The 22,861-nt window shown below is 60.4% G+C and carries 18 protein-coding genes; 12 read left to right on the top strand and 6 right to left on the bottom strand.

The genetic code is table 11. The features are described 5' to 3' along the window. Nucleotides 1-56: 56 nt before the first annotated feature. The 4 genes from FW800_RS08180 to tpx all read right to left on the bottom strand — a co-directional run bounded on the left by FW800_RS08180 (nucleotide 57) and on the right by tpx (nucleotide 8,289). Entirely contained in the window at nucleotides 57-3,164 is a 3,108-nt protein-coding gene (locus FW800_RS08180) for an efflux RND transporter permease subunit (RefSeq protein ID WP_032875751.1), read from the bottom strand. Then, the gene (locus FW800_RS08175) at nucleotides 3,161-6,262 is read right to left on the bottom strand and encodes an MdtB/MuxB family multidrug efflux RND transporter permease subunit (RefSeq protein ID WP_194438387.1); all 3,102 of its coding nucleotides are present in this window, start codon (nucleotides 6,260-6,262) and stop codon (nucleotides 3,161-3,163) included. Before FW800_RS08175 ends, FW800_RS08180 begins: the two co-directional genes overlap by 4 nt. Next, nucleotides 6,259-7,557, bottom strand: a complete 1,299-nt coding sequence (locus FW800_RS08170; protein WP_446437393.1) for an MdtA/MuxA family multidrug efflux RND transporter periplasmic adaptor subunit — start codon at nucleotides 7,555-7,557, stop codon at nucleotides 6,259-6,261. The genes FW800_RS08175 and FW800_RS08170 overlap by 4 nt, the downstream gene beginning before the upstream one ends. 231 nt (nucleotides 7,558-7,788) lie before the next feature. After that, on the bottom strand, nucleotides 7,789-8,289 hold the full coding sequence (tpx, locus tag FW800_RS08165) for a thiol peroxidase (protein WP_032875762.1): 501 nt from the start codon (nucleotides 8,287-8,289) through the stop codon (nucleotides 7,789-7,791). Between the two features lie 159 nt (nucleotides 8,290-8,448). Between tpx and FW800_RS08160 the strand changes: the two genes are divergently transcribed. The 10 genes from FW800_RS08160 (at nucleotide 8,449) to FW800_RS08115 (ending at nucleotide 19,893) form a co-directional block, all read left to right on the top strand. After that, nucleotides 8,449-9,738 (top strand): glycosyltransferase, encoded by a 1,290-nt coding sequence (locus FW800_RS08160; protein WP_248136342.1) that lies wholly within the window; start codon nucleotides 8,449-8,451, stop codon nucleotides 9,736-9,738. Between the two features lie 72 nt (nucleotides 9,739-9,810). Further along, nucleotides 9,811-10,716 (top strand): helix-turn-helix domain-containing protein, encoded by a 906-nt coding sequence (locus FW800_RS08155; RefSeq protein ID WP_446437392.1) that lies wholly within the window; start codon nucleotides 9,811-9,813, stop codon nucleotides 10,714-10,716. A gap of 324 nt (nucleotides 10,717-11,040) precedes the next feature. Next, nucleotides 11,041-11,289 carry a DUF6124 family protein gene (locus FW800_RS08150; RefSeq protein ID WP_446437391.1) on the top strand — a complete coding sequence of 83 codons (249 nt, stop codon included), beginning with the start codon at nucleotides 11,041-11,043 and terminating at the stop codon, nucleotides 11,287-11,289. Between the two features lie 199 nt (nucleotides 11,290-11,488). Beyond that, complete coding sequence (locus FW800_RS08145; RefSeq protein ID WP_005788580.1) at nucleotides 11,489-12,811, top strand: ABC transporter substrate-binding protein; 1,323 nt, start codon at nucleotides 11,489-11,491, stop codon at nucleotides 12,809-12,811. Nucleotides 12,812-12,964: 153 nt separating this feature from the next. Beyond that, entirely contained in the window at nucleotides 12,965-13,855 is an 891-nt protein-coding gene (locus FW800_RS08140) for a carbohydrate ABC transporter permease (RefSeq protein ID WP_446437390.1), read from the top strand. A 10-nt stretch (nucleotides 13,856-13,865) separates the two neighbouring features. Then, complete coding sequence (locus tag FW800_RS08135) at nucleotides 13,866-14,696, top strand: carbohydrate ABC transporter permease (RefSeq protein WP_005788583.1); 831 nt, start codon at nucleotides 13,866-13,868, stop codon at nucleotides 14,694-14,696. A 22-nt stretch (nucleotides 14,697-14,718) separates the two neighbouring features. Then, nucleotides 14,719-15,822 (top strand): ABC transporter ATP-binding protein, encoded by a 1,104-nt coding sequence (locus FW800_RS08130; protein WP_446437389.1) that lies wholly within the window; start codon nucleotides 14,719-14,721, stop codon nucleotides 15,820-15,822. An 18-nt stretch (nucleotides 15,823-15,840) separates the two neighbouring features. Further along, complete coding sequence (locus FW800_RS08125; protein ID WP_446437388.1) at nucleotides 15,841-17,322, top strand: mannitol dehydrogenase family protein; 1,482 nt, start codon at nucleotides 15,841-15,843, stop codon at nucleotides 17,320-17,322. A gap of 138 nt (nucleotides 17,323-17,460) precedes the next feature. After that, on the top strand, nucleotides 17,461-18,942 hold the full coding sequence (gene xylB, locus FW800_RS08120) for a xylulokinase (RefSeq protein ID WP_446437387.1): 1,482 nt from the start codon (nucleotides 17,461-17,463) through the stop codon (nucleotides 18,940-18,942). Nucleotides 18,943-18,954: 12 nt separating this feature from the next. After that, the gene (locus FW800_RS08115; protein WP_446437386.1) at nucleotides 18,955-19,893 is read left to right on the top strand and encodes a carbohydrate kinase family protein; all 939 of its coding nucleotides are present in this window, start codon (nucleotides 18,955-18,957) and stop codon (nucleotides 19,891-19,893) included. A 61-nt stretch (nucleotides 19,894-19,954) separates the two neighbouring features. Here FW800_RS08115 and FW800_RS08110 read toward each other — a convergent pair whose 3' ends face one another. Then, nucleotides 19,955-20,230 carry a DUF1652 domain-containing protein gene (locus FW800_RS08110; RefSeq protein WP_043051062.1) on the bottom strand — a complete coding sequence of 92 codons (276 nt, stop codon included), beginning with the start codon at nucleotides 20,228-20,230 and terminating at the stop codon, nucleotides 19,955-19,957. A gap of 365 nt (nucleotides 20,231-20,595) precedes the next feature. Between FW800_RS08110 and FW800_RS08105 the strand changes: the two genes are divergently transcribed. Further along, nucleotides 20,596-20,796, top strand: a complete 201-nt coding sequence (locus tag FW800_RS08105) for a ParD-like family protein (protein WP_003190946.1) — start codon at nucleotides 20,596-20,598, stop codon at nucleotides 20,794-20,796. Continuing rightward, complete coding sequence (gene map, locus FW800_RS08100) at nucleotides 20,796-21,578, top strand: type I methionyl aminopeptidase (protein WP_032875785.1); 783 nt, start codon at nucleotides 20,796-20,798, stop codon at nucleotides 21,576-21,578. Before FW800_RS08105 ends, map begins: the two co-directional genes overlap by 1 nt. Before the next feature lie 67 nt (nucleotides 21,579-21,645). Here map and FW800_RS08095 read toward each other — a convergent pair whose 3' ends face one another. Continuing rightward, a complete protein-coding gene (locus FW800_RS08095) occupies nucleotides 21,646-22,686 on the bottom strand; it encodes a 2-oxoglutarate and iron-dependent oxygenase domain-containing protein (RefSeq protein WP_446437385.1) in 1,041 nt (346 codons plus the stop codon). Nucleotides 22,687-22,861 lie beyond the last annotated feature (175 nt).

Below are 22,861 nucleotides of genomic sequence, written 5' to 3'. Positions count from 1 at the left end.
TGTGTTGTTGTGGCGAGAGAGCTTGCTCCCTCGCCACAATAATTTGGTTGAATCGGTCATAGCGCAGTGTCCAGGGCAGCATCGGTACGCACGCCGCGCCAGGCATTGAAGCGGTGGCGCGCGCGGTCGAGATAGAGGTAGACCACCGGGGTGGTGTAAAGGGTCAGGATCTGGCTGAAGACCAGGCCACCAATAATGGTCAGGCCCAACGGATGGCGCATTTCCGCGCCATCGCCGGTGCCGAGCAGCAACGGCAAGGCGCCGAGGATGGCGGCCAGGGTGGTCATCAAAATGGGTCGCAGGCGCAGCAGACAGGCGCTGCGGATCGATTCCAGCGGGCTCATGCCGTCGTTGCGCTCCAGTTGCAGCGCCAGGTCGATCATCAGGATCGCGTTTTTCTTCACCACACCGATCAGCAGGAACAAGCCCAGCAACGAAATCAGACTGAACTCGCCGCCCAGCAGGTATATCGCCAGCAACGCGCCAACACCCGCCGACGGCAGGGTCGACAGAATGGTCAGCGGGTGGATATAGCTTTCATACAGAATGCCCAGCACCAGGTACACCGCCACCAGCGCACCGAGAATCATGAACGGCTGGCCCTTCTGCGTGGCCGCAAAGGCGTCGGCGGTGCCGGCCATCTTGGCGATCACATCTTCGGGCAGGCCAACCTTGGCAATCGCTCGCTCGATGGCCGCGGTGCCCTGCTCTACCGTCACCCCGGGCGCCATATCGAAGGCGATGTTTTCGGAAGCGAACTGGCCTTCATGGCTGACGCGATCGTCGGCCAGGCTGTTCTCGTAATGGGCAATGGTCGACAACGGCACCCGCGCACCATCGGCAGTAATCACCTGGACCTGGTTCAGGGTGATCGGGTCCTGGGCATACTTGGGGTTGACCTCCATCACCACCTGATACTGGTTGAGGCTGTCGTAGATGGTGGAAATCTGCCGCTGGCTGTAGGCGTTGTTGAGTACCGACGTGACCATGTCCATGTCGATGCCCAGACGCTTGGCCTGGTCCCGATCGACGATCAGCGTGACCTGCGCCGCGCCCCGGCCTTCGCGAGCGTCGATGGCAGTCAGCTCGGGCAACTCACGCATCGCCGCGACCACTTTCGGGTACCACAGGCGCAACGCGGCCAGGTCGCCGCTTTGCAGGATGTAGGAATATTGCGCGCTGGTCTGGTCGCGGCCGCCGCCGAACTGCAGGTCCTGGTCGGCCATCAGGAACAGGCGCCCGCCCGGTACCAACGGCACCTCTTTGCGCAGACGCTCGATCACCGCCTGGGCAGAGATCTTGCGTTCACTGATGGGTTTGAGGCGCACCAGCATCACTGCGTTGTTAGTGCCTTGGTTGCCACCGATAAAGCCGGCCACGCTGAGCACCGCCGGATCCTTGAGCACCGCCTGGCGGAAGACTTCCATCTTCGGCTGCATCACGCTGAACGACAGACCATCGTCACCGCGCACAAACCCGATCAATTGGCCGGTGTCCTGCTGAGGCATGAAGGTTTTTGGCACCACCACATACAGCGCGATATTCACCCCCACGGTAATCAACAAGCTGAGCAGGGTCAGGCGCCGGTGGCGCAATACCCAGTCCAGGCTGGTGGCGTAGCCGGCGACCATGCGGTCGTTGACCTTCTGGCTCCAGCGCTGCAAACCGGTCTGCCGGGTCTTGTCATGAGGCTTGAGCCAGCGGGCGCAGAGCATCGGCGTCAAGGTCAGCGAGACAATCAGCGAGACGATGATCGCCGCCGACAAGGTGATGGAAAACTCGCGAAACAGGTTGGTGACAATCCCGCCCATGAACAGGATCGACAGGAACACCGCCACCAGCGACACGTTCATCGACAACAAGGTAAAGCCGACTTCTTCGGCACCCAGGTACGCCGCCTTCATCGGCGGCACACCCTCGTCGATGTGCCGGGAAATATTCTCCAGCACCACGATGGCATCGTCCACCACCAGCCCGGTGGCCAGGATCAGCGCCATCAACGAAAAGTTGTTCAGCGAAAACCCGTACAGGTACATCACCGCAAAGGTGCCCACCAGCGACACCGGCACTGCCAAGGTCGGGATCAGCGAAGCGCGGAAGTTGCCCAGGAACAGGTACACCACCAGGATCACCAGGCCCACGGCAATCAGCAGGGTCATTTCCGCTTCATGCAGGGTGGCAGTGATCACTGGCGAGCGGTCCATGGCCAGGCTGAGCTTGACGCTGGACGGCAGCACTGCCTGCAACGCCGGCAACTGGGCCTTGATCTGCCTGACCGTTTCAATGATGTTGGCGCCGGACTGGCGGTTGATCACCAGCAGCACCGCCGAATCATTATTGAAGAAGCCACTGTTGTAGCGGTCTTCCACACCATCGGTGATCTTCGCTACATCGCCCAGGCGCAGGGCCGCACCGTCCTGGTAGCGGATCAATAGCGGCGCGTAGTCCTTGGCTTTTTCCAGCTGGTCGTTGGCCTGGATCTGCCAATTGCGCTCAGCGTCTTCCAGGGAGCCCTTGGGCCGGCGCTGGTTGGCATTGGCGATGGTATTGCGCACATCGTCCAGGGCCACGCCGTATTGGTCGAGGGCCTTGGGTTCCAACTCGATGCGCACTGCCGGCAGGGAGCTGCCGCCGATCTGCACTTCACCCACGCCTGGCACCTGGGACAGGCTCTGGGACAGGATGGTCGACGCCAGGTCATACAGCTGGCCCTTCTGCAGCACGTCGGAGGTCAGCGACAACACCATGATCGGTGCCTGGGACGGGTTGATCTTCTTGTAGGTGGGCATGCTGCGCATACCGCTGGGCAACAGGTTGCGCGAGGCATTGATCGCCGCCTGCACTTCCCGCGCCGCACCGTTGATATCGCGGTCGGAATCAAAGGCCAGGATCACTCGAGTCGAGCCCTGGCTCGACGAACTGCTCATGGTGGTGATACCGGCAATCGAACCGAATGAACGCTCCAATGGCGTCGCCACGCTGGACGCCATCACCTCGGGGCTGGCGCCGGGCAGGCTGGCCGACACCACGATCACCGGAAAGTCGATCTGCGGCAGCGGCGACACCGGCAACAGGTTGAAGCTGACGCCACCGAGCAGCATGATCGCCAGGCTCAGCAGCATGGTCGCTACCGGCCGGCGAATGAAAGGTCCGGACAGGTTCATGGCTCAACCGGCTCCAGGCGTTGCGGCTCTTTGCGCCAGCGCCGGCCAAGGCGATCGAAGTACAGGTAGATCACCGGCGTGGTGAACAGCGTCAACACCTGGCTCACCAGCAAGCCACCGACCATCACCAAACCCAGCGGTTGGCGCAACTCCGCGCCGGAACCGCTGGCAAGCATCAGCGGTACCGCACCGAACAACGCGGCCAGGGTAGTCATCAGGATCGGCCGGAAACGCAACAGCGCCGCCTGGTAAATCGCCGTCTGTGGGTCCAGGCCCTGATTACGCTCGGCGTCGAGGGCGAAGTCGATCATCATGATCGCGTTCTTTTTCACGATACCGATCAGCAGGATGATGCCGATGATCGCGATCATGCCCAGGTCATTGCCACTGAGCAGCAGGGCCAGCAAGGCCCCCACCGCCGCCGACGGCAAGGTCGAAAGGATAGTGATCGGGTGGATATAGCTCTCGTAAAGCACGCCCAGCACGATGTACATGGTGACCACCGCGGCCAGGATCAGCAGCAAGGTGCTCGACAGGGACGCCTCGAACGCCTGGGCGGCACCCTGGAACTGGGTTTGCACGCCCACCGGCATGCCAATGTCCTTCTGGGTCTGGTTGATCAGCTCCACACCCTTGCCCAGGGCGACGCCGGGGGCCAGGTTGAACGACATCATCACCGCCGGGAACTGGCCGATATGGGCAATCGCCAACTGCGCCTGGCGCTGCTCGACATGGGCCAGGCTCGACAGCCGCACCTGGCCGCCGTCGGTGGTCTTCACATGGATCTGGTTGAGCGCGGCCGGGCCGAGGGTTTCGCCGGACTGAGCTTGCAGCACCACGCGATATTGGCTGGCCTGGGTATAGATGGTAGAGATCTGCCGTTGGCCAAAGGCGTCATACAACGCGTCGGTAATGGTCGAGACACTCACACCCAGGCGCGAGGCCGCGTCGCGGTCGATCACCAGGTACACCTGCAAGCCTTTGTCCTGCAAGTCGCTGGCAACGTCGGTGAGTTCCGGCTGTTGACTGAGGGCGTGCACCAGCTTGCCACTCCACAGTGCCAGCAACTCGGCGTCCGGCGACGACATGCTGAACTGGTACTGGGTACGGCTGACGCGGTCCTCGATGGTGAGGTCCTGCACCGGCTGCATGAACAGGCGGATGCCCACCAGCTTGTCGATTTGCGGTTGCAAGCGGGTGATCACCTCGGCTGCGCTCAAGTCGCGCTGGCCGTGGGCCTTGAGGTTGATCAGCAAGCGGCCACTATTGAGGGTGGCGTTATCGCCGTCCACACCGATGTAGGACGACAGGCTCTGGACCGCGGGATCAGCAAGGATGATCTTCGCCAGCTCCTGCTGACGCTGGCTCATCGCCGCAAAGGAAATCGACTGCGGCGCTTCGGAAATACCCTGGATCACCCCGGTGTCCTGCACCGGAAAAAAGCCCTTGGGCACCACCAGGTACAGCACCACCGTAAGCCCCAAGGTAGCGATGGCCACCAGCAGGGTCAGCGGCTGGTGCTTGAGCACCCACTGCAACTTGCGGCCATAGGCCTGGATCAGCCAATCGATCCAGGCGCCGCTGGCCTTGTAGAAACGTCCCTGCTCTTCTTCCTTCGGTTCGCGCTTGAGCAAGCGCGCGCACATCATCGGCGTAAGGGTCAGGGACACAACCAGCGAAATCAGGATCGCCACCGCCAGGGTGATGGCGAACTCGCGGAACAGCCGCCCGACCACGTCAGCCATGAACAGCAGTGGGATCAGTACCGCAATCAGCGACAAGGTCAGGGAAATCAGGGTGAAGCCGATCTGCTTGGCGCCCTTGAGCGCCGCCGCCATCGGCGTCTCGCCCTCCTCGATATAGCGAGAAATGTTCTCCAGCATAACGATGGCGTCATCCACCACGAACCCCGTGGCGATGGTCAGGGCCATCAGCGTCAGGTTATTGATGGAGAACCCCGCCAGGTACATCACGCCAAAGGTACCCACCAGAGACAGCGGCACGGCGATGGACGGAATGATCGTGGCGCTGACCCGACGCAGGAACAGGAACGTCACCATCACCACCAGGGCGATGGCAATCAGAAGCTCGTGTTGTACGTCTTTCACCGAGGCGCGGATGGTCTGGGTACGGTCGGTAAGCACCGTCACGTCCAGGCCGGCCGGCAGGTTGTCGGTGATGCTCGGCAGCAGCGCCTTGATACGGTCGACTACCTCGATCACGTTGGCGCCCGGCTGGCGCTGGATGTTGAGCAGTACCGCCTGGTTTTCGTTGGCCCAGGCCGCGAGGCGTTCGTTTTCGGCGCCGTCGACGATTTGCGCTACATCCTTGAGGCGCAACGGTGCGCCATTGTTGTAGGCCAGGATCAGCTCGGCATATTGCTGGGGTGAGACCAACTGGTCGTTGGCATCGAGCATCGACACGCGGGTGGGGCCGTCGAAGTTGCCCTTGGGCTGGTTGACGTTGGAGGCGGCGATCAGCGCACGCACGTCCGACAGGTTCAAACCATTGGCCGCCAGGGCTTGCGGGTTGACCTTGATGCGCACGGCCTGGCGCTGGCCACCGGCGATGCTGACCATGCCGACGCCGCTGATCTGGGCGATTTTCTGCGCCATGCGCGTATCGACCAGGTCATTGAGCTTGGGCAGCAGCATGGTCTTGGAAGTAATCGCCAGGGTCAGCACCGGGGTGTCGGCCGGGTTGACCTTGTTGTACACCGGCGGCGCCGGCAAATCCTTGGGCAACAGGTTGGTGGCGGCGTTGATCGCGGCCTGCACCTGTTGCTCGGCGACATCCATATTGACGTCGAGGTTGAAACGCAGGGTCAGCACCGACGCACCGCCCGAGCTGGTGGACGCCATCTGGGTCAGCCCGGGCATCTGCCCGAACTGACGCTCCAGCGGCGCAGTGACCGCACTGGTCATCACGTCTGGGCTGGCGCCGGGGTACAGGGTCATCACCCGGATCGTCGGGTAGTCCACCTGGGGCAAGGCCGATACCGGCAACAAGCGGTACGAAATGATCCCGGCCAATACAATCGCCAGCATACTCAGCGTGGTGGCGACCGGGCGCAGGATAAACAGGCGTGACAGGTTCATGAACCGACCTTTTGCGCCTTGCCGGCGTCAGCGCCGGTCTCCCCTTTTGCCGCGGGCTTGCCTTGCAGGTGTTCGGTCGGCGTGGTCGGCACTTCCTTGCTTTCGTTGACCACTTCGATTTCGCTGCCGTCCTTGAGACGGTCAGTGCCTTCCAGCACCAGGCGATCGCCTGCGACCAGGCCCTCCTTGACCACGGTGTTCTCACCGTCGGTGTCACCCAGCACCAGGGGCTGGACCTTGACCTTGTTGTCACCGTCAAGCTTGTAGACAAAGGTGCCGGTGTTGCCGAACTGGACCGCCGCCGACGGCGCCAACACCACGTTATGCAAGGTGTCGGCAAGCAAGTGCACATTGACGAACTGGTTGGGGAACAGCGCCTGGTCCTTGTTATCAAAGCGCGCCTTGAACTTCAAAGTACCGGTGGTGACGTCGATCTGGTTGTCCAGGCTCTGCAACACGCCGACCGCCTGTTTTTTCACGTCGCTACGGTCCCAGGCTTCCACGGGCAGTTTGTTGCCGGCGTGGTAACGTGCCAGTACGGTTTCCAGGGTATTTTCCGGCAGGGTGAACGCCACGCTGATCGGCTGGGTCTGGGTGATGACCGCCAGGGCGGTGGTGTCATTGGCTGCGACCAGGTTGCCGACATCGAGCTGGCGCAGGCCAACGCGGCCGCTGATCGGCGCACGGATCCTGGTGAATTCAAGGTTGAGCTTGGCATCGTCGACCGCGCCCTGGTTGGTCTTGACCGTGCCCTGGTATTGCAGGACCAGCGCTTCGGCGGTGTCCAGGGTCTGCTTGGCGATACTGTCCTGGGCGTACAGGCCGCGATAACGCTCCACATCGACCTGGGCGTTTTTCAACTGCGCCTGGTTCTGCAGCAATGTGCCCTGGGCCTGGAGCAAGGCGTTCTGGTAGCTGCGCGGGTCGATTTCTGCCAGCAGGTCGCCGGCCTTGACCATCTGGCCTTCTTCAAAGGCGATCTTCACCAGCTCACCGCCCACCCGGCTGCGCACATTAATGGTGTTGAGCGCGGTGACCGTGCCCAGCGCCTTGTAGTACACCGCAAACTCCCCCTGCACCACCGGCGCCACGCGCACCGGCACCGGGCCGGTGGAACCGCCGAAGCCCGGGCGCGCCATGCCGGTCTTGCCGGTGTGCCCCGCAGGAGCGTCCTTGTGAGCCGCGCCGCCGGGCCAGAATTTCCAGCACAGGCCGGCGATAACCAGCAGCACAAGCAGGCCAAACAGCCAGCGGCGGGAGTTGCGGGAGGAGGATTGCATGGAGTGATCAACCATTGGGGATGAGAGCTTCTTCTTCGGGAGGCTGAAAGATAAGCACTGGGGGGCGTTTAGAAAAGCACCTTTACCGGCTATTTACCTTGGGCTTACAACTTTTAACGTCTGATCTTAGTCCGCCAGCTATTTCGCTAAACCGCTGACACTCAAATAAAAACGGCCTGGACTAGGCCAGGCCGCAATCATGCATCATACGTGTTACTGCCAAACGACAGTTACGCGCAGAAACAGTTACTTCAATACAGCCAGGGCCGCATCGTAGTTTGGCTCTTCCGCGATTTCCTTGACCAACTCGCTGTGCAGCACATTGTCGTTTTCGTCCAGTACCACGACAGCGCGAGCGGTCAGGCCTTTGAGCGGGCCGTCGGCAATCGCCACACCATAATCAACGGCGAAATCCGAATCACGGAAGTCCGACAGGTTCTTAACGTTTTCCAGGCCTTCGGAACCACAGAAGCGCGCTTGGGCGAATGGCAGGTCGGTGGAGATGCACAGCACCACGGTGTTGGCCACATCGTTGGCCTGGGCATTGAACTTGCGCACGGAAGTGGCGCAGGTTGGGGTATCAACGCTTGGGAAGATGTTCAGCACTTTGCGCTTGCCGGCAAAGGTGGCCAGGGTGGCGTCGGACAGGTCGCCGGCGGTCAGGGTGAAATCTGCGGCTTTGGCGCCGACTTTCGGCAGTTCGCCTTCAACCTGGACCGTGTTGCCTTTGAGGGTGACTTGAGCCATGAACGGAATCCTTATGCTGGTTTTTGGTTAAACGAATTCGAGAGGCCGAAGTTAACCACAAAGTGCCGATGCTACCTACCGCCAGACACAAATTGTCATGTCGCCAGGTTGTGGTTTAATTGCGCGCTTTTCGCCTGCCCTTCAAGGAAACCGTCGTCGATGAATCAGCCTGCCACCAAAGTTCTGGTCATTGGTTACGTCTGGCCAGAGCCCCGCTCCTCGGCTGCGGGGGGGCATATGATGCAGATCCTTGAGAGTTTTCTTACGCAAGGTTGGGACATTACCTTCAGCAGCCCTGCGACCATCGGCGAACACAAGGCCGACTTGCCGGCACTTGGCATCGCCGAATGCGCCATCGAACTGAATAACAGCAGTTTCGATGACTTTATCCGCGAACTGGCCCCGGATATCGTACTGTTCGACCGTTTCATGATGGAGGAGCAATTCGGCTGGCGCGTGGAGCAATGCTGCCCCAACGCCCTGCGCGTGCTGGAAACCTCCGACCTGCAAAGCCTGCGCGATGCCCGCCACCAGCGTTTCAAGGAGCAGGTGAAAGCCAACCCCGACAGCGACGACTTCAGCGCCCTATTCGCGCCTGCGCTTCAAGACGAGTTCCAGCGCATGGCCGATACCGACCTGGCCAAGCGCGAAATCGCCGCGATTTACCGCTGTGACATCAGCCTGATGATCTCCGACGTGGAAATCCGCCTGCTCACCGAGCAGTTCAAGGTGCCCGCCGCCCTGCTCCACTGGTGCCCGCTGATGTTGCAACCGCCTACCGCCGCGTTTGCGCCGTTTGAAGACCGTGCGCACTTTCTCAGCATCGGCAACTTCCGCCACGCGCCCAACTGGGATGCGGTGCTGTGGATGAAGCAAAGCCTGTGGCCGCTGATTCGCCAACAGTTGCCGGGCGCGCAGCTGCATATCTATGGCGCCTACACCCCACCTAAGGCCACCGCCCTGCACAACCCGGCACAGGGTTTTCATGTGATGAACTGGGCCGAAGATGCGCTGCAAGTCATGACCGCCGCACGCATCTGCCTGGCACCGTTGCGCTTTGGTGCGGGCATCAAGGGCAAGTTGATCGACGCCATGCTCTGCGGCACCCCCAATGTCACCACCCCGATCGGCGCCGAGGCCATGGGCGATGATCAACCCTGGCCCGGCGTGATCGAACACGACGCCCCGGCCCTGGCCGCCGCTGCTGTGGCCCTCTACCAGGACCACGAGCGCTGGACCCAGGCCCAGGAACACGGGCGCCAACTGCTGGCCCGGCGCTATGACCAGACTCTGCACGGGCCAGCCTTGGTGAACTGCCTGGAGCAATGCCGCCGCAACCTCGACGCCCATCGCCGGGACAACTTCACCGGCAGTATGCTGCGCCATCACGCGCACAAGAGTACCCAGTACATGTCCCAGTGGATCGAGGCAAAAAACCGCAACCTGTAAACACTGCTGCTGGCGAGGTCGTGCGCGACGGGGCATTATCCTACGCAGCGACCACAATAAAGCGACGGCAGCATGACCCGAGCAACGCGCATCACCGATCCCTCCTACGAGCTGATGGACGATCACAACGGTCTGTCCATCATCTATCGCCAGCACGGCTTCCCCTGCCCGCTGGTGCGCTGGCACTTCCACAAGGAATACGAGCTGCACCTGATCGTCGCCAGCTCCGGCAAGGTGTTTATCGGTGACTACATCGGCAACTTCTACCCGCAAAGCCTGTTCCTCACCGGCCCCAACCTGCCCCACAACTGGATCAGCCAGGTGGAAGAAGGCGAAGTGGTCCCCAAGCGCGACATGCTGGTGAACTTCACCGACGAGTTGTTCGAACACGGCAGCCATATCTTCACCGAACTCAAACGCCTGGCGCCGCTGCTCGAACGCGCGCAGTACGGCATCGAATTCCGCTGCAAAAAGACCATTGCCCACGCCATGACCCTCATGCAGCAAATCGAAGACCCCCACGGCATGGCGCGCCTGGGGCATTTCTTTATCCTGCTGGAGGTATTGAGCGCCTGTGAGGACTACCAGCTGCTGTCCGGCGTAACCACGCCACAGCAAGCCGATGAACACAGCATCGACCGCACCAACCGTGCGGTGGACTACATCTTTGCCCACTACGCGCGCGAGTTGCCGCTGGAAGAAGTCGCGGAGTACCTGGGGATGAAACCGACGTATTTTTCCCGTGTATTCAAGCAGGCGACCGGGCGTACTTTTATTGAATTCGTCAATCGGCTGCGCATCAGCAAGTCCTGCGAGTTGCTGGCCGATGGCGACAAGGCTGTGACGGATGTGTGCTTTGAGTCCGGGTTCAACAATATTTCCAACTTCAATCGGCGTTTTCAGCAGCTTAAGGGTATGACGCCGTCCCACTACCGGCGATTGGCGGTGCAGCGGTTGACTGAGCAGAATTTGGCTTGAGGTTGATCGTTCGGCAGGCGTCAGGAAACAGAAACGTCTTACAAGGTTTTGAGGTTGTCCCTAGGACACTCAATCTCTAGTCTCCGTACACCGCTGCACACTCAGCGGTCGGGCGTCGCGGCCCGGTTTAATCAGACGCAAAGTGCCATTTCCGCTTTCAGTTGACGTCTTTTTATCGTCTACTGTGCGCCCTTATGGTGGCTGTGCGCGGGATACCTTCGGGTATGCCGGTTTCCTGATTCCGGTCCGCGAACCTGCGTACAGCTACCACCCGATCGCGTCGCGGCGATCAGTGGTAGCTCCACTTGAATCAGGAGTTCCACCATGATCAAACCCACCCCAAATCCCCCAATCGATCCAGCACCCAGCGTGCTGTTCACCGTAAAAGACGGCATCTCCACGCATGACCTACTGGTCAACCTCAGCGAGTCACTCGCTTCTGCCCACGCCCTCACCTGCGATTTCGCCTTTGAGCTCGACGGCTCGCGGCGCGAAGGCGCTCTGGGGATTGCCCAGTTGATCGAGGTGTCTCGATTGTTGGCTGAGCGGGTACTGGCTGATATCGAGCGTTAAATACGGCATCGATCGTCCCCACGCGTCACGGGGGCGATCATCGAGTGCAAAAAAGTATCAGTGCGCGTGCGCCCAAGGATTTGTCACAACCCCATTTCAAGGCTGTAATCGACGCACACTCTTCCTGGCTACCTGTAGGAAGACACAACAACAATAACCGTCCTTCTGTAGCCCCCTGGGCGCGGAAATGGAGTGCGCGATGAAGTTCACAGCAAAAGCTCTGCTTGCCTGTTCCTGCATGACTGCATGCATGACCCTCAGCGCCGTCAGCCTTGGCGCGCAAACCCTGACCATTGCCACCGTCAACAACAGCGACATGATCCGTATGCAGAAGCTCTCGAAAACCTTCGAGGCCGAGCACCCGGAGATCAAGTTGAACTGGGTGGTGCTCGAAGAAAACGTGCTGCGCCAACGCCTCACCACCGACATCGCCACCCAGGGCGGGCAGTTCGACGTGCTGACCATCGGCATGTACGAAGCCGCACTGTGGGGCGCCAAGGGTTGGCTGGAGCCGATGAAGGACCTGCCGGCCTCCTACGACCTTGATGATGTGTTCCCTTCGGTACGTGATGGCTTGTCCGTCAAGGGTTCGCTGTACGCCCTGCCGTTCTACGCCGAAAGCTCGATCACCTATTACCGCACCGACCTGTTCAAGGACGCCGGGCTGACGATGCCCGAGCACCCGACCTGGAGCCAGATCGGCGAATATGCGGCCAAACTTACTGATAAATCCAAAGAGCAATACGGCCTGTGCCTGCGCGGCAAAGCCGGTTGGGGTGAGAACATGGCGCTGATCACCACCCTGGCCAACGGCTTCGGTGCGCGCTGGTTCGATGAGAAATGGCAACCGCAATTCAATGGCCCCGAGTGGAAGGACGCGCTGAACTTCTACGTCGACAACATGAAGAAATCCGGCCCGCCGGGTGCGTCCAGCAACGGTTTCAACGAGAACCTGGCGCTGTTCAACAGCGGCAAGTGTGCGATCTGGGTGGATGCCAGCGTGGCGGGCTCGTTTGTCACCGACAAGAGCCAGAGCAAGGTCGCCGAGCATGTCGGCTTCACTTTTGCGCCCCACGAGAAGACCGACAAGGGCACCTCGTGGCTTTACTCCTGGAGCCTAGCGATCCCTACCAGTTCCAAGGCCAAGGACGCCGCCAAGGTGTTCACCAGTTGGGCCACGTCCAAGGAATACGGCCAGCTTGTGGCCAAGACCGATGGCATTGCCAATGTGCCGCCAGGTACGCGCCAATCCACCTACAGCGACGAGTACATGAAGGCCGCGCCGTTCGCCAAGGTGACCCTGGAATCACTGAAAGTGGCCGACCCGACCAAGCCGACCGAGAAGCCGGTGCCGTATATCGGTATCCAGTTGGTGACCATTCCTGAGTTCCAGGCGATTGGTACCCAGGTCGGCAAGTTCTTCTCCGGTGCGTTGACCGGTCAGCAGACGGTGGATGCCGCATTGACCGCCGCGCAGACCACCACCGAGCGTGAAATGAAGCGGGCTGGTTACCCCAAGTAACCCCTGCCCTCACCACAGTCAAATGTGGGAGGGGGCTTGCTCCCGATAGCAATCTACCAGTTGATGATTGTGTGACTGATACACCGCTATCGGGAGCAAGCCCCCTCCCACACTGACCGCGCTCCGATTCGTATCTGACTGGTCTTGATTCTAATGAATACACCCGCCAAAAACCGCCTGGCCAACCCCGGCTGGTTCCTCGTCAGCCCCTCGGTGGCCTTGTTGCTGCTGTGGATGATCGTGCCGCTGGGCATGACCTTGTACTTTTCGCTGATCCGCTACAACCTGCTTTACCCCGGTGAAAACCAATTCGTGGGGCTGGAGAACTTCAGCTACTTCATTACCGATTCGGGGTTCTTGCCCGGCGCCACCAATACCCTGTTGCTGGTGGGCAGCGTCTTGCTGATCAGCGTGGTATTCGGCGTGTTGATCAGCGCGCTGCTGGAGGCCAGTGAGTTCCTGGGCCGTGGCATCGTGCGGGTACTGTTGATTTCGCCATTCTTCATCATGCCCACCGTCGGCGCGCTGATCTGGAAAAACCTGATTTTCCATCCGGTGTCGGGGATCCTCGCCGCCATGTGGAAGTTCTTCGGCGCCGAGCCGGTGGATTGGCTGGCGCACTACCCGCTGCTGTCGATCATCATCATTGTGTCGTGGCAGTGGCTGCCCTTCGCGATCCTGCTGCTGATGACCGCCATGCAGTCCCTGGACCAGGAACAAAAGGAAGCTGCACGCCTGGACGGTGCCGGCGCCATTGCGATCTTCTGGCACCTGACCCTGCCACACCTGGCCCGCCCGATTGCCGTGGTGGTGATGATCGAAACCATCTTCCTGCTCTCGGTGTTCGCTGAAATCTTCACCACCACCAACGGTGGCCCGGGTTACGCCTCGACCAACCTCGCCTACCTGATCTACAACCAGGCGCTGGTGCAGTTCGACGTGGGCATGGCCTCGGCCGGTGGCTTGATTGCCGTGGTCATCGCCAATATCGCGGCGATCATCCTGGTGCGGATGATCGGCAAAAACCTGACTGACAAGCCTTGAGGGCCGCGCCATGACACTTCAACAATCCCGCCGCCTGCAAAGCCTGCTGCTCGGCACGTTGGCCTGGGCCATCGCGATCCTGATTTTCTTCCCGATCTTCTGGATGGTGCTGACCAGCTTCAAGACTGAAATCGATGCGTTCGCCACCCCGCCGCAGTTCATCTTCACGCCGACGCTGGAGAACTACCTGCACATCAACGAACGCAGCAACTACTTCGCCTACGCCTGGAACTCGGTGGTGATTTCGTTCAGCGCCACTGCCCTGTGCCTACTGATCTCGGTGCCGGCCGCCTACTCCATGGCGTTTTACGAAACCCAGCGCACCAAGGGCACGCTGCTGTGGATGCTGTCGACCAAGATGCTGCCACCGGTGGGCGTACTGATGCCGATCTATCTGTTGGCCAAGAGCTTTGGCCTGTTGGACACGCGCATCGCGCTGATCATCATCTACACCCTGATCAACCTGCCGATCGTGGTGTGGATGGTGTACACCTACTTCAAGGACATCCCCAAGGACATCCTCGAAGCCGCCCGCCTGGACGGCGCCACCCTGTGGCAGGAAATGGTCCGCGTGCTGTTGCCGATCGCCAAGGGTGGCTTGGCCTCCACGGTGTTGCTGTCGCTGATCCTGTGCTGGAACGAGGCGTTCTGGTCGCTGAACCTGACCTCGTCGAGCGCTGCGCCGTTGACCGCACTGATCGCCTCCTACTCCAGCCCCGAAGGTTTGTTCTGGGCCAAGTTGTCCGCCGTCTCGACCCTGGCCTGCGCGCCGATCCTGATCTTTGGCTGGATCAGCCAGAAACAGCTGGTGCGCGGTTTGTCCTTCGGCGCCGTCAAATAATAATTCGAAAAGGAGGCCCATCATGGCCAACCTGAAAATCAAGAATCTGCAAAAAGGCTTCGAAGGTTTCTCGATCATCAAGGGCATTGACCTTGAAGTGAACGACAAGGAATTCGTGGTGTTCGTCGGCCCGTCGGGCTGCGGCAAATCCACCCTGCTACGCCTGATCGCCGGCCTGGAAGAAGTCACGGAAGGCACCATCGAACTGGATGGCCGCGACATCACCGAAGTGACCCCGGCCAAGCGCGACCTGGCCATGGTGTTCCAGACCTACGCGCTGTACCCGCACATGAGCGTGCGCAAGAACATGTCGTTTGCCCTGGACCTGGCCGGTGTCGACAAGAAGCTGGTCGAGAGCAAGGTCAGCGAAGCGGCGCGCATCCTGGAACTGGGGCCGCTGCTGGAGCGCAAGCCCAAGCAACTGTCCGGCGGCCAGCGCCAGCGCGTGGCGATTGGCCGGGCGATTGTGCGTAACCCGAAGATCTTCCTGTTCGACGAGCCGCTGTCCAACCTCGACGCGGCGCTGCGCGTGCAGATGCGCCTGGAACTGGCGCGCCTGCATAAAGAACTGCAAGCCACCATGATCTACGTGACCCACGACCAGGTCGAAGCCATGACCTTGGCCGACAAGGTGGTGGTGCTCAACAGTGGCCGTATCGAGCAGGTCGGCTCGCCGTTGGAGCTGTATCACCAACCGGCCAACCTGTTTGTGGCCGGCTTTCTCGGCACGCCGAAGATGGGCTTTCTCAAGGGCAAGGTCACGCGTGTCGAAGGCCAGGGCTGCGACGTGCAATTGGACGCTGGCACCCTGATCAGCCTGCCGTTGAGTGGCGCGACCTTGAGCGTCGGCAGCGCGGTGACCCTGGGCATTCGTCCCGAGCATCTGGAAATCGCCGCGCCAGGGCAAACCACCCTGACCGTCACCGCTGACGTTGGCGAGCGCCTGGGCAGCGACACCTTCTGCCACGTCATCACCGCCAATGGCGAGCCGCTGACCATGCGCATTCGCGGCGACATGGCCAGCCAGTACGGCGAGACGTTGCACCTGCACCTGGACCCGGCGCACTGCCATCTGTTCGACACCGACGGCGTAGCGGTGGCCCGCCCACTGCGCGCAGCCGCCTGACTCCGCGAGTATTTTTAGATGAAACTGAATAAACACAATCTCACGCAGTTGGCGCCGCAAGTGAAAATCCCGGCTTATGCGCTTGCCGACACCCGCCAGGGCATCGCCCATATCGGCGTCGGTGGCTTTCACCGCGCACACCAGGCGTATTACACCGACGCCTTGATGAATACCGGCGAGGGCCTGGACTGGGGCATTTGTGGCGTAGGCCTGCGTGCCGAGGACCGCAAGGCCCGCGACGACCTGGCCGGCCAGGATTACTTGTTTACCCTGTATGAGCTAGGTGACACCGACGACACCGAAGTACGCGTCATCGGTGCCCTCAGCGATATGCTGCTGGCCGAAGACGGCGCCCAGGCGTTGATCGACAAACTGGCTGACCCGGCTATCCGCATCGTCTCGTTGACCATCACCGAGGGCGGCTACTGCATCGATGACAGCAACGGCGAATTCATGGCCCACCTGCCACAGATCCAGCATGACCTGGCGCACCCCAAGACACCCAAAACCGTGTTCGGTTTTATCTGCGCAGCGCTCACCCAACGCCGCGCCGCCGGCACTGCGGCATTTACCGTCATGTCCTGCGATAACCTGCCGCACAACGGCGCCGTCACGCGCAAGGCACTGCTGGCCTTCGCCGCGCTGCACAACGCCGAGCTGCATGACTGGATCAAAACCAACGTGAGCTTCCCGAACGCCATGGTCGACCGCATCACGCCAATGACCAGCACCGCCCACCGCCTGCAACTGCATGATGAACATGGCGTCGACGATGCCTGGCCGGTGGTGTGCGAACCGTTTGTGCAGTGGGTACTGGAAGACAAGTTCGTCAACGGTCGACCGGCCTGGGAGAAGGTCGGCGTGCAGTTCACCGATGACGTCACGCCTTACGAAGAGATGAAGATCGGCCTGCTTAACGGCAGCCACCTGGCCCTCACCTACCTGGGTTTTCTCAAGGGTTATCGGTTTGTCCACGAGACCATGAACGACCCGCTGTTCGTGGCGTATATGCGTGCGTACATGGACCTGGACGTTACGCCGAACCTGGCGCCGGTGCCGGGCATCGACCTGACGGTGTACAAGCAGACGCTGGTGGAGCGCTTTTCCAACCAGGCGATTGCCGACCAGTTGGAACGGGTGTGTTCCGATGGTTCGTCGAAGTTTCCCAAGTTTACCGTGCCGACCATCAATCGCTTGATTGCCGATGGGCGCGAGACCGAACGCGCCGCACTGGTGGTGGCGGCCTGGGCCTTGTATTTGAAGGGGGTGGATGAAAATGGCGTGCGTTACGCGATCCCCGATCCGCGGGCCGAGTTCTGCCAGGGGCTGGTGAGTGATGACGCGCTGATCAGCCAGCGTTTGCTGGGCGTGGAGGAGATTTTTGGTACGGCTATTCCCAAGTCGGCGGCATTTGTGGCAGCGTTTGAGCGGTGCTATGCAAGCCTGCGCGACAAAGGCGTCACCCAAACCCTGCAACAACTCCTGAACAAACCGGATTAAAACTGTGGGAGGGGGCTTGCTCCCGATAGCGGTAGGTCAGAGAAAGGTATTTGACTGACACTCCCTCATCGGGAGCAAGCCCCCTCCCACACTTGACCGGGTTACCAATCCAAAAATAATACTGCTGAGCACTCCATCATGACCCAGCAAAACCTGTTTCTCGGCATCGACTGCGGCACCCAAGGCACCAAGGCCATCGTCCTCGACGCCTCCAGCGGCAAGGTGCTGGGCCTGGGCGCCGCCGCCCATACCTTGATCAGCGGCGCCAACGGCCAGCGCGAGCAACACACCCAGGAATGGCTGCACGCCTTCACCGAAGCCACCCACCGCGCCCTGCAACAAGCCGGGGTGGACGGCCAGGACATCCTTGGCATCGGCGTTTCCGGCCAGCAGCACGGCCTGGTGCTGCTGGACGAACAAGGTGAAGTGCTGCGCCCGGCCAAGTTATGGTGCGACACCGAAACCGCGCCGGAGAACGAGCGCCTGCTGGCACACCTGGGCGGCGAAAGCGGCTCCCTGGAACGCCTGGGCGTAGCCATCGCGCCGGGCTACACCGTCTCCAAACTGCTCTGGACCCGTGAACAGCACCCGGACGTATTTGCACGCATCGCCCATATCCTGCTGCCCCACGACTACCTCAACTACTGGCTCACCGGTCGCGCCTGCGCCGAGTACGGCGACGCCTCGGGCACCGGTTACTTTGACGTGCGCAGCCGCACCTGGGATGTGGCGCTGCTCAGGCACATCGACCCCAGCGGCCGCCTGGAGGCAGCGCTGCCGCAGTTGATCGAAGCCGACCAGGCGGTGGGCACGATCCTGCCGGCCATTGCCGAGCGCCTGGGCATCAACCCCAACGCCGTGGTGTCCAGCGGCGGCGGCGACAATATGATGGGCGCCATCGGCACCGGCAATATCGCTCCCGGCGTGATCACCATGAGCCTGGGCTCATCGGGCACCGTGTATGCGTTTGCCGACCAGCCCAACGTCAGCCCGCAGGCGTCGGTAGCGACCTTTTGCTCGTCCAGTGGCGGCTGGCTGCCGCTGATCTGCACCATGAACCTGACCAACGCCACCGGGGTAATTCGCGAGCTGTTCGAACTCGACTTGCAGGCGTTCAACGCCTTGGTCGAGCAAGCCCCCATTGGCGCCGACGGGGTTTGCATGCTGCCGTTTCTCAATGGCGAACGCGTGCCTGCCCTGCCCCACGCCACCGGCAGCCTGCACGGTCTGACCATGACCAACCTGACCCGCGCCAACCTGTGCCGCGCCGTGGTCGAGGGCACCACCTTCGGTCTGCGTTATGGCCTTGACCTGCTGCGCCAGACCGGCCTGCAAAGTCAGAGCATCCGCCTGATCGGCGGCGGCTCGAAAAGCCCGGTGTGGCGGCAGATGGTCGCCGATATCATGCACACCGAAGTGGTGTGCACCGAACAGAGCGAAGCCGCCGCCCTGGGCGCGGCAATCCAGGCCGCCTGGTGCCAGAGCGGCGAACCCTTGGCCAGCCTGTGCGACAAATGTGTGAGCGTCGACCCGGCCAGCCGTACCTTGCCGGCAACCGAGAGTGTCAGCGCCTATCAACAGGCGTATGAGCGTTATCAACAGCACGTGGCATCCCTTTAAGAGCGAACGACTATGTATCTGGTGTGTGGTGAGGCGCTGTTTGATTTTTTCAGCGAGGAGGATGCCAGCGGGCAGGCCGCCAAAGTCAATTACAAGGCGATTGCCGGGGGCTCCCCCTTCAATGTGGCCGTGGGCCTGCGCCGCCTGGGTATTGAAGCCGGGTTGTTCGGCGGCCTGTCCAGCGACTTCCTCGGCCGGCGCTTGTTGCAGGTGCTGAAAAATGAAGGGGTCAGCGAGCAGTTCCTGGTGGAATTTGCCGCGCCGACCACGTTGTCGATGGTCGCTGTAGGCGCCAATGGCTCACCGCAGTACAACTTCCGTGGCGAAGGCTGTGCGGATCGGTTGCTGGAAGTCGCGCATTTACCGGTACTCGGCGAAGAGGTGCGCGGGCTGCATATCGGCTCGTTCTCACTGGTGGTGCAACCGATTGGCGACACCCTGCTGGCGCTGGTCAAGCGCGAAAGCGGCAAGCGCCTGATCAGCCTGGACCCTAACGTGCGCCTTAACCCGCAGCCGGACATCCAACTATGGCGTGATCGCGTCGCCGAACTGGTCACACATGCCGACCTGATCAAGGTCAGCGATGAGGACCTGCACCTGCTCTACCCCGACCAGTCACCCGAAAGTGTGCTGCACGGTTGGCTGCAACACCGCTGCCAACTGGTGTTCCTCACCCGCGGCGGCGATGGCGCCAGCGTATTCAGCCGTCAGCACGGCAACTGGTCGGCACCGGCAGTCAAGGTGGTGATGGCTGACACTGTGGGGGCCGGCGATACCTTCCAGGCCGCGTTGATTGCCTGGCTGACCGAGCATCAGCTTGACTCAGTGACTGGCCTGCAACAGCTCACGCGCGCGCAGATTGATAACATGCTCGGCTTTGCGATTCGGGCTGCCGCATTGACCTGTACCAAGACCGGCCCCGACCTGCCGTACCGTCATCAGCTGGGCTGACGCGCATAACAATGGGCCTGGCGAATGCCAGGCCCTGGGTCAACTTGAATTCAAGGCTTAACTAGAAATAACCGCGCCCTCCTGCTCGACGCAGGGCGGGGGTGTGGGTCTGGGTGTGCTTGAGGTCTTCACGCAACCCGGTGATCAGGTTGCAAATGGCTCGACTGCTGTCGAGTTTGTCGGCGTTTATACCTTTGACTTCCAAATCCACCCGGTCACGGTCGCGGTCGTCATACACCTTGATCGTCAACGAAGCATCCTCGGCTTTGGTGCATTCGCACCGTTTAGGCAGAAAACTTCCTTCAATAATGCTGCGAAGTTCCAGTTCCGAAAGCATGGCCAACCTCTCCTTTTTTGAGACTGCCAATCAGTTTTTATGGGCTGGCAGGCGCTAGCCTGCCCCGTCTTGCCAACCCTGGCAGACGCCTGTACTCACCCAGCCTACTCGGCAAATCTCAGCGTTGTTGTAACTTTTCTTCATAAGCGGCCTGCCGATTAATATGAAGCCGATTGCAGCCTTTAAATAATCGTCGAACCACTGCGATTAAACGTTTAACCCTGCATGTCAGTTCAAACAGCAACCTGTGTCGACGCTCTTTTCGGCAACATGTCGCAACTATCGCGCGCCTGATTTGAACCAGGGGTTTACGCAAAGCATACGAAACGTATACGCTTTGTATATCAACCCTACAAGTGAACCTCATGGGCATCGTCAAAATCACCGACCAACTGCACGAACAGCTGCGCCTGGCCAGCGCCGCCATGGACCGCTCCATCAACGCCCAGGCCGAGTTCTGGATCAAGATCGGCCTGCTCGCCGAGCTCAACCCGCACCTGCCCTACAACGAGCTGATCAACAAGTTGTTGCTGGACAAGCCCGACCTGATCCGGGGACGCAGCTGATGATCAAGACTGCCGCCCAACTGGCCGTGATGCGAGAGTCGGGGCGCCTGCTGGCCCAGGTGTTCGACATGCTCGACGGTTATGTCGCCGCCGGCCTCTCCACTCTTGAGCTGGACAGCGCCGTCGAAGCCTTCATCCGCCACGAACTCAAGGCCCGCCCCGCCAGCCTGGGTCAGTACGACTACCCCTTTTGCATCAACACCTCGATCAACGAAGTGGTGTGCCATGGCATGCCCAGCGCCACGCAGTTCCTCAAGGACGGCGACATCATCAACATCGACATCACCCTGGAAAAAGGCGGTTTCATTGCCGACTCCAGCAAGATGTACATGATCGGTAACGTGGCGCCCAAGGCCAAACGCCTGGTGGAAATGACCTTCGAGGCGATGTGGGCCGGCATCCGCCAGGTCAAGCCCGGCGCTCGCCTGGGTGATATCGGTCATGCGATTCAGAGTCACGCCCAGGCCAACGGCTACAGCGTGGTGCGTGAATACTGCGGCCATGGCATCGGCAAACAGATGCATGAAGAGCCACAGATCCTGCACTTCGGCCGCCCTGGCACCGGCCTCGTTCTGCGCGAAGGTATGGTGTTTACCGTGGAGCCCATGCTCAACCAGGGCGGCGCCAAGACGCGCAGTCTCAAGGATGGCTGGACGGTGGTGACCAAGGACAACAGTCTGTCGGCGCAGTGGGAACATACTGTGGCAGTGACGGCGGACGGGTTTGAGGTGCTCACGTTGCAAAAACAAACTGATGCAGAACCGGTGGAATCACTACCTTGAGCAATGGGCGCTGATCGGCCATTGAAAAGTCTCCCGAGCGGCCTACCCGCTCGGGAGAGTAACGAACTCAAGGGTGCGCGTGGGCCAGACTAATACCTTCCAGGTGGCTCAAGCGATTCTCCTTGAGAATGCACTGGGTCGTTATCCGTTGCGGATAGCAACGCATAAACATGTTGGTGAAATGTGTGCCGTAATGAATACGTTCAGTACGGCTCTGACTGAATAATGGCTTGGCTGAAACGCTGAAACTCGGCTCGTGAAAGTAGGCCATGGCAAAACGCTCACGTGAGTTTAGCTTGACCTTGTGAGGCGTCGAGAGCAGAAGTCCATCGGTCATGAATTGCAAAATATCACCCGGAAACACTGTGAACACGCGCGGTACCGGTTTCACGAACGTCCAGGGCTCGTCGTTTTCGAATAAACCTGCAGTGCTTTCGTCAGGCAACCAGTTGCGCTTGCGATGTTCGCCGTCGACCGGAGGCCGAATATACAAACCTCCCACCTCATCCTGAGTAGCGATCACCAGCATGCCGTAGTCGGTATGGGCTCCAATACCTCGGCAGGTTTGCGCCGACTCGGCAGGGAAACGCAGAACACGCATATGGTGCCAGCCATCCTCGCTAAGCTGCGTCAAAGCATTTATTTCCAATCCCAGTCCGAGTGCCACCAGCTTCAACAACTTTTCGCCCGTGTCACCCAATTCCTCCAGGAAGGCTTTCATGCTGTCGCGGTATTCGTCATTGGGCCATGGCACGGGACCGTGGCACGGCCAGCCGTCTACGACGCGCTGATCCTCCAGTGGCAGATCTTTGCAAATGGTGAAAATTTCCGATTGATCCTGCTCGCCAGCCGTGACCTCTTCGCCAGAAGCAACATACCCTGCATAGGTAAGACTGCTGACTAAGCGCGACTTCTCTTCCCGGGGCAGTTTGAAAAAAGCCTTGCTGGCTGCCATGGCGCGCTTGACCTTCTGGTCCTGTTCGTCATGGATGCTGATCTGAAAAATACCGTCTTTGCGCCAAGCATCTATGAGCGCTCGGCCCAATTGGCGATCGGCCTTGCTATCAGTTACAGCTTCAGGCAGGGCAAAAGTTATTAAGTCAGTCATGTCGTGTCTCCTTAAATCCATTAAAGAGACGTGCACTCACAAATGTGACGCTGAACTGCTCCATCAACGGAACTGCTTCAGGCCCAACGTTGCGAGCCTGAATCATGAACGTCGTTATATTCCCATCTGGGAACGGTATTTATAGACTCAGGCGGACAACCTGAATATAACCGGA

Source organism: Pseudomonas sp. 910_23 (genome assembly GCF_052850795.1).
This window is presented reverse-complemented; position numbering and strand designations above follow the sequence as displayed.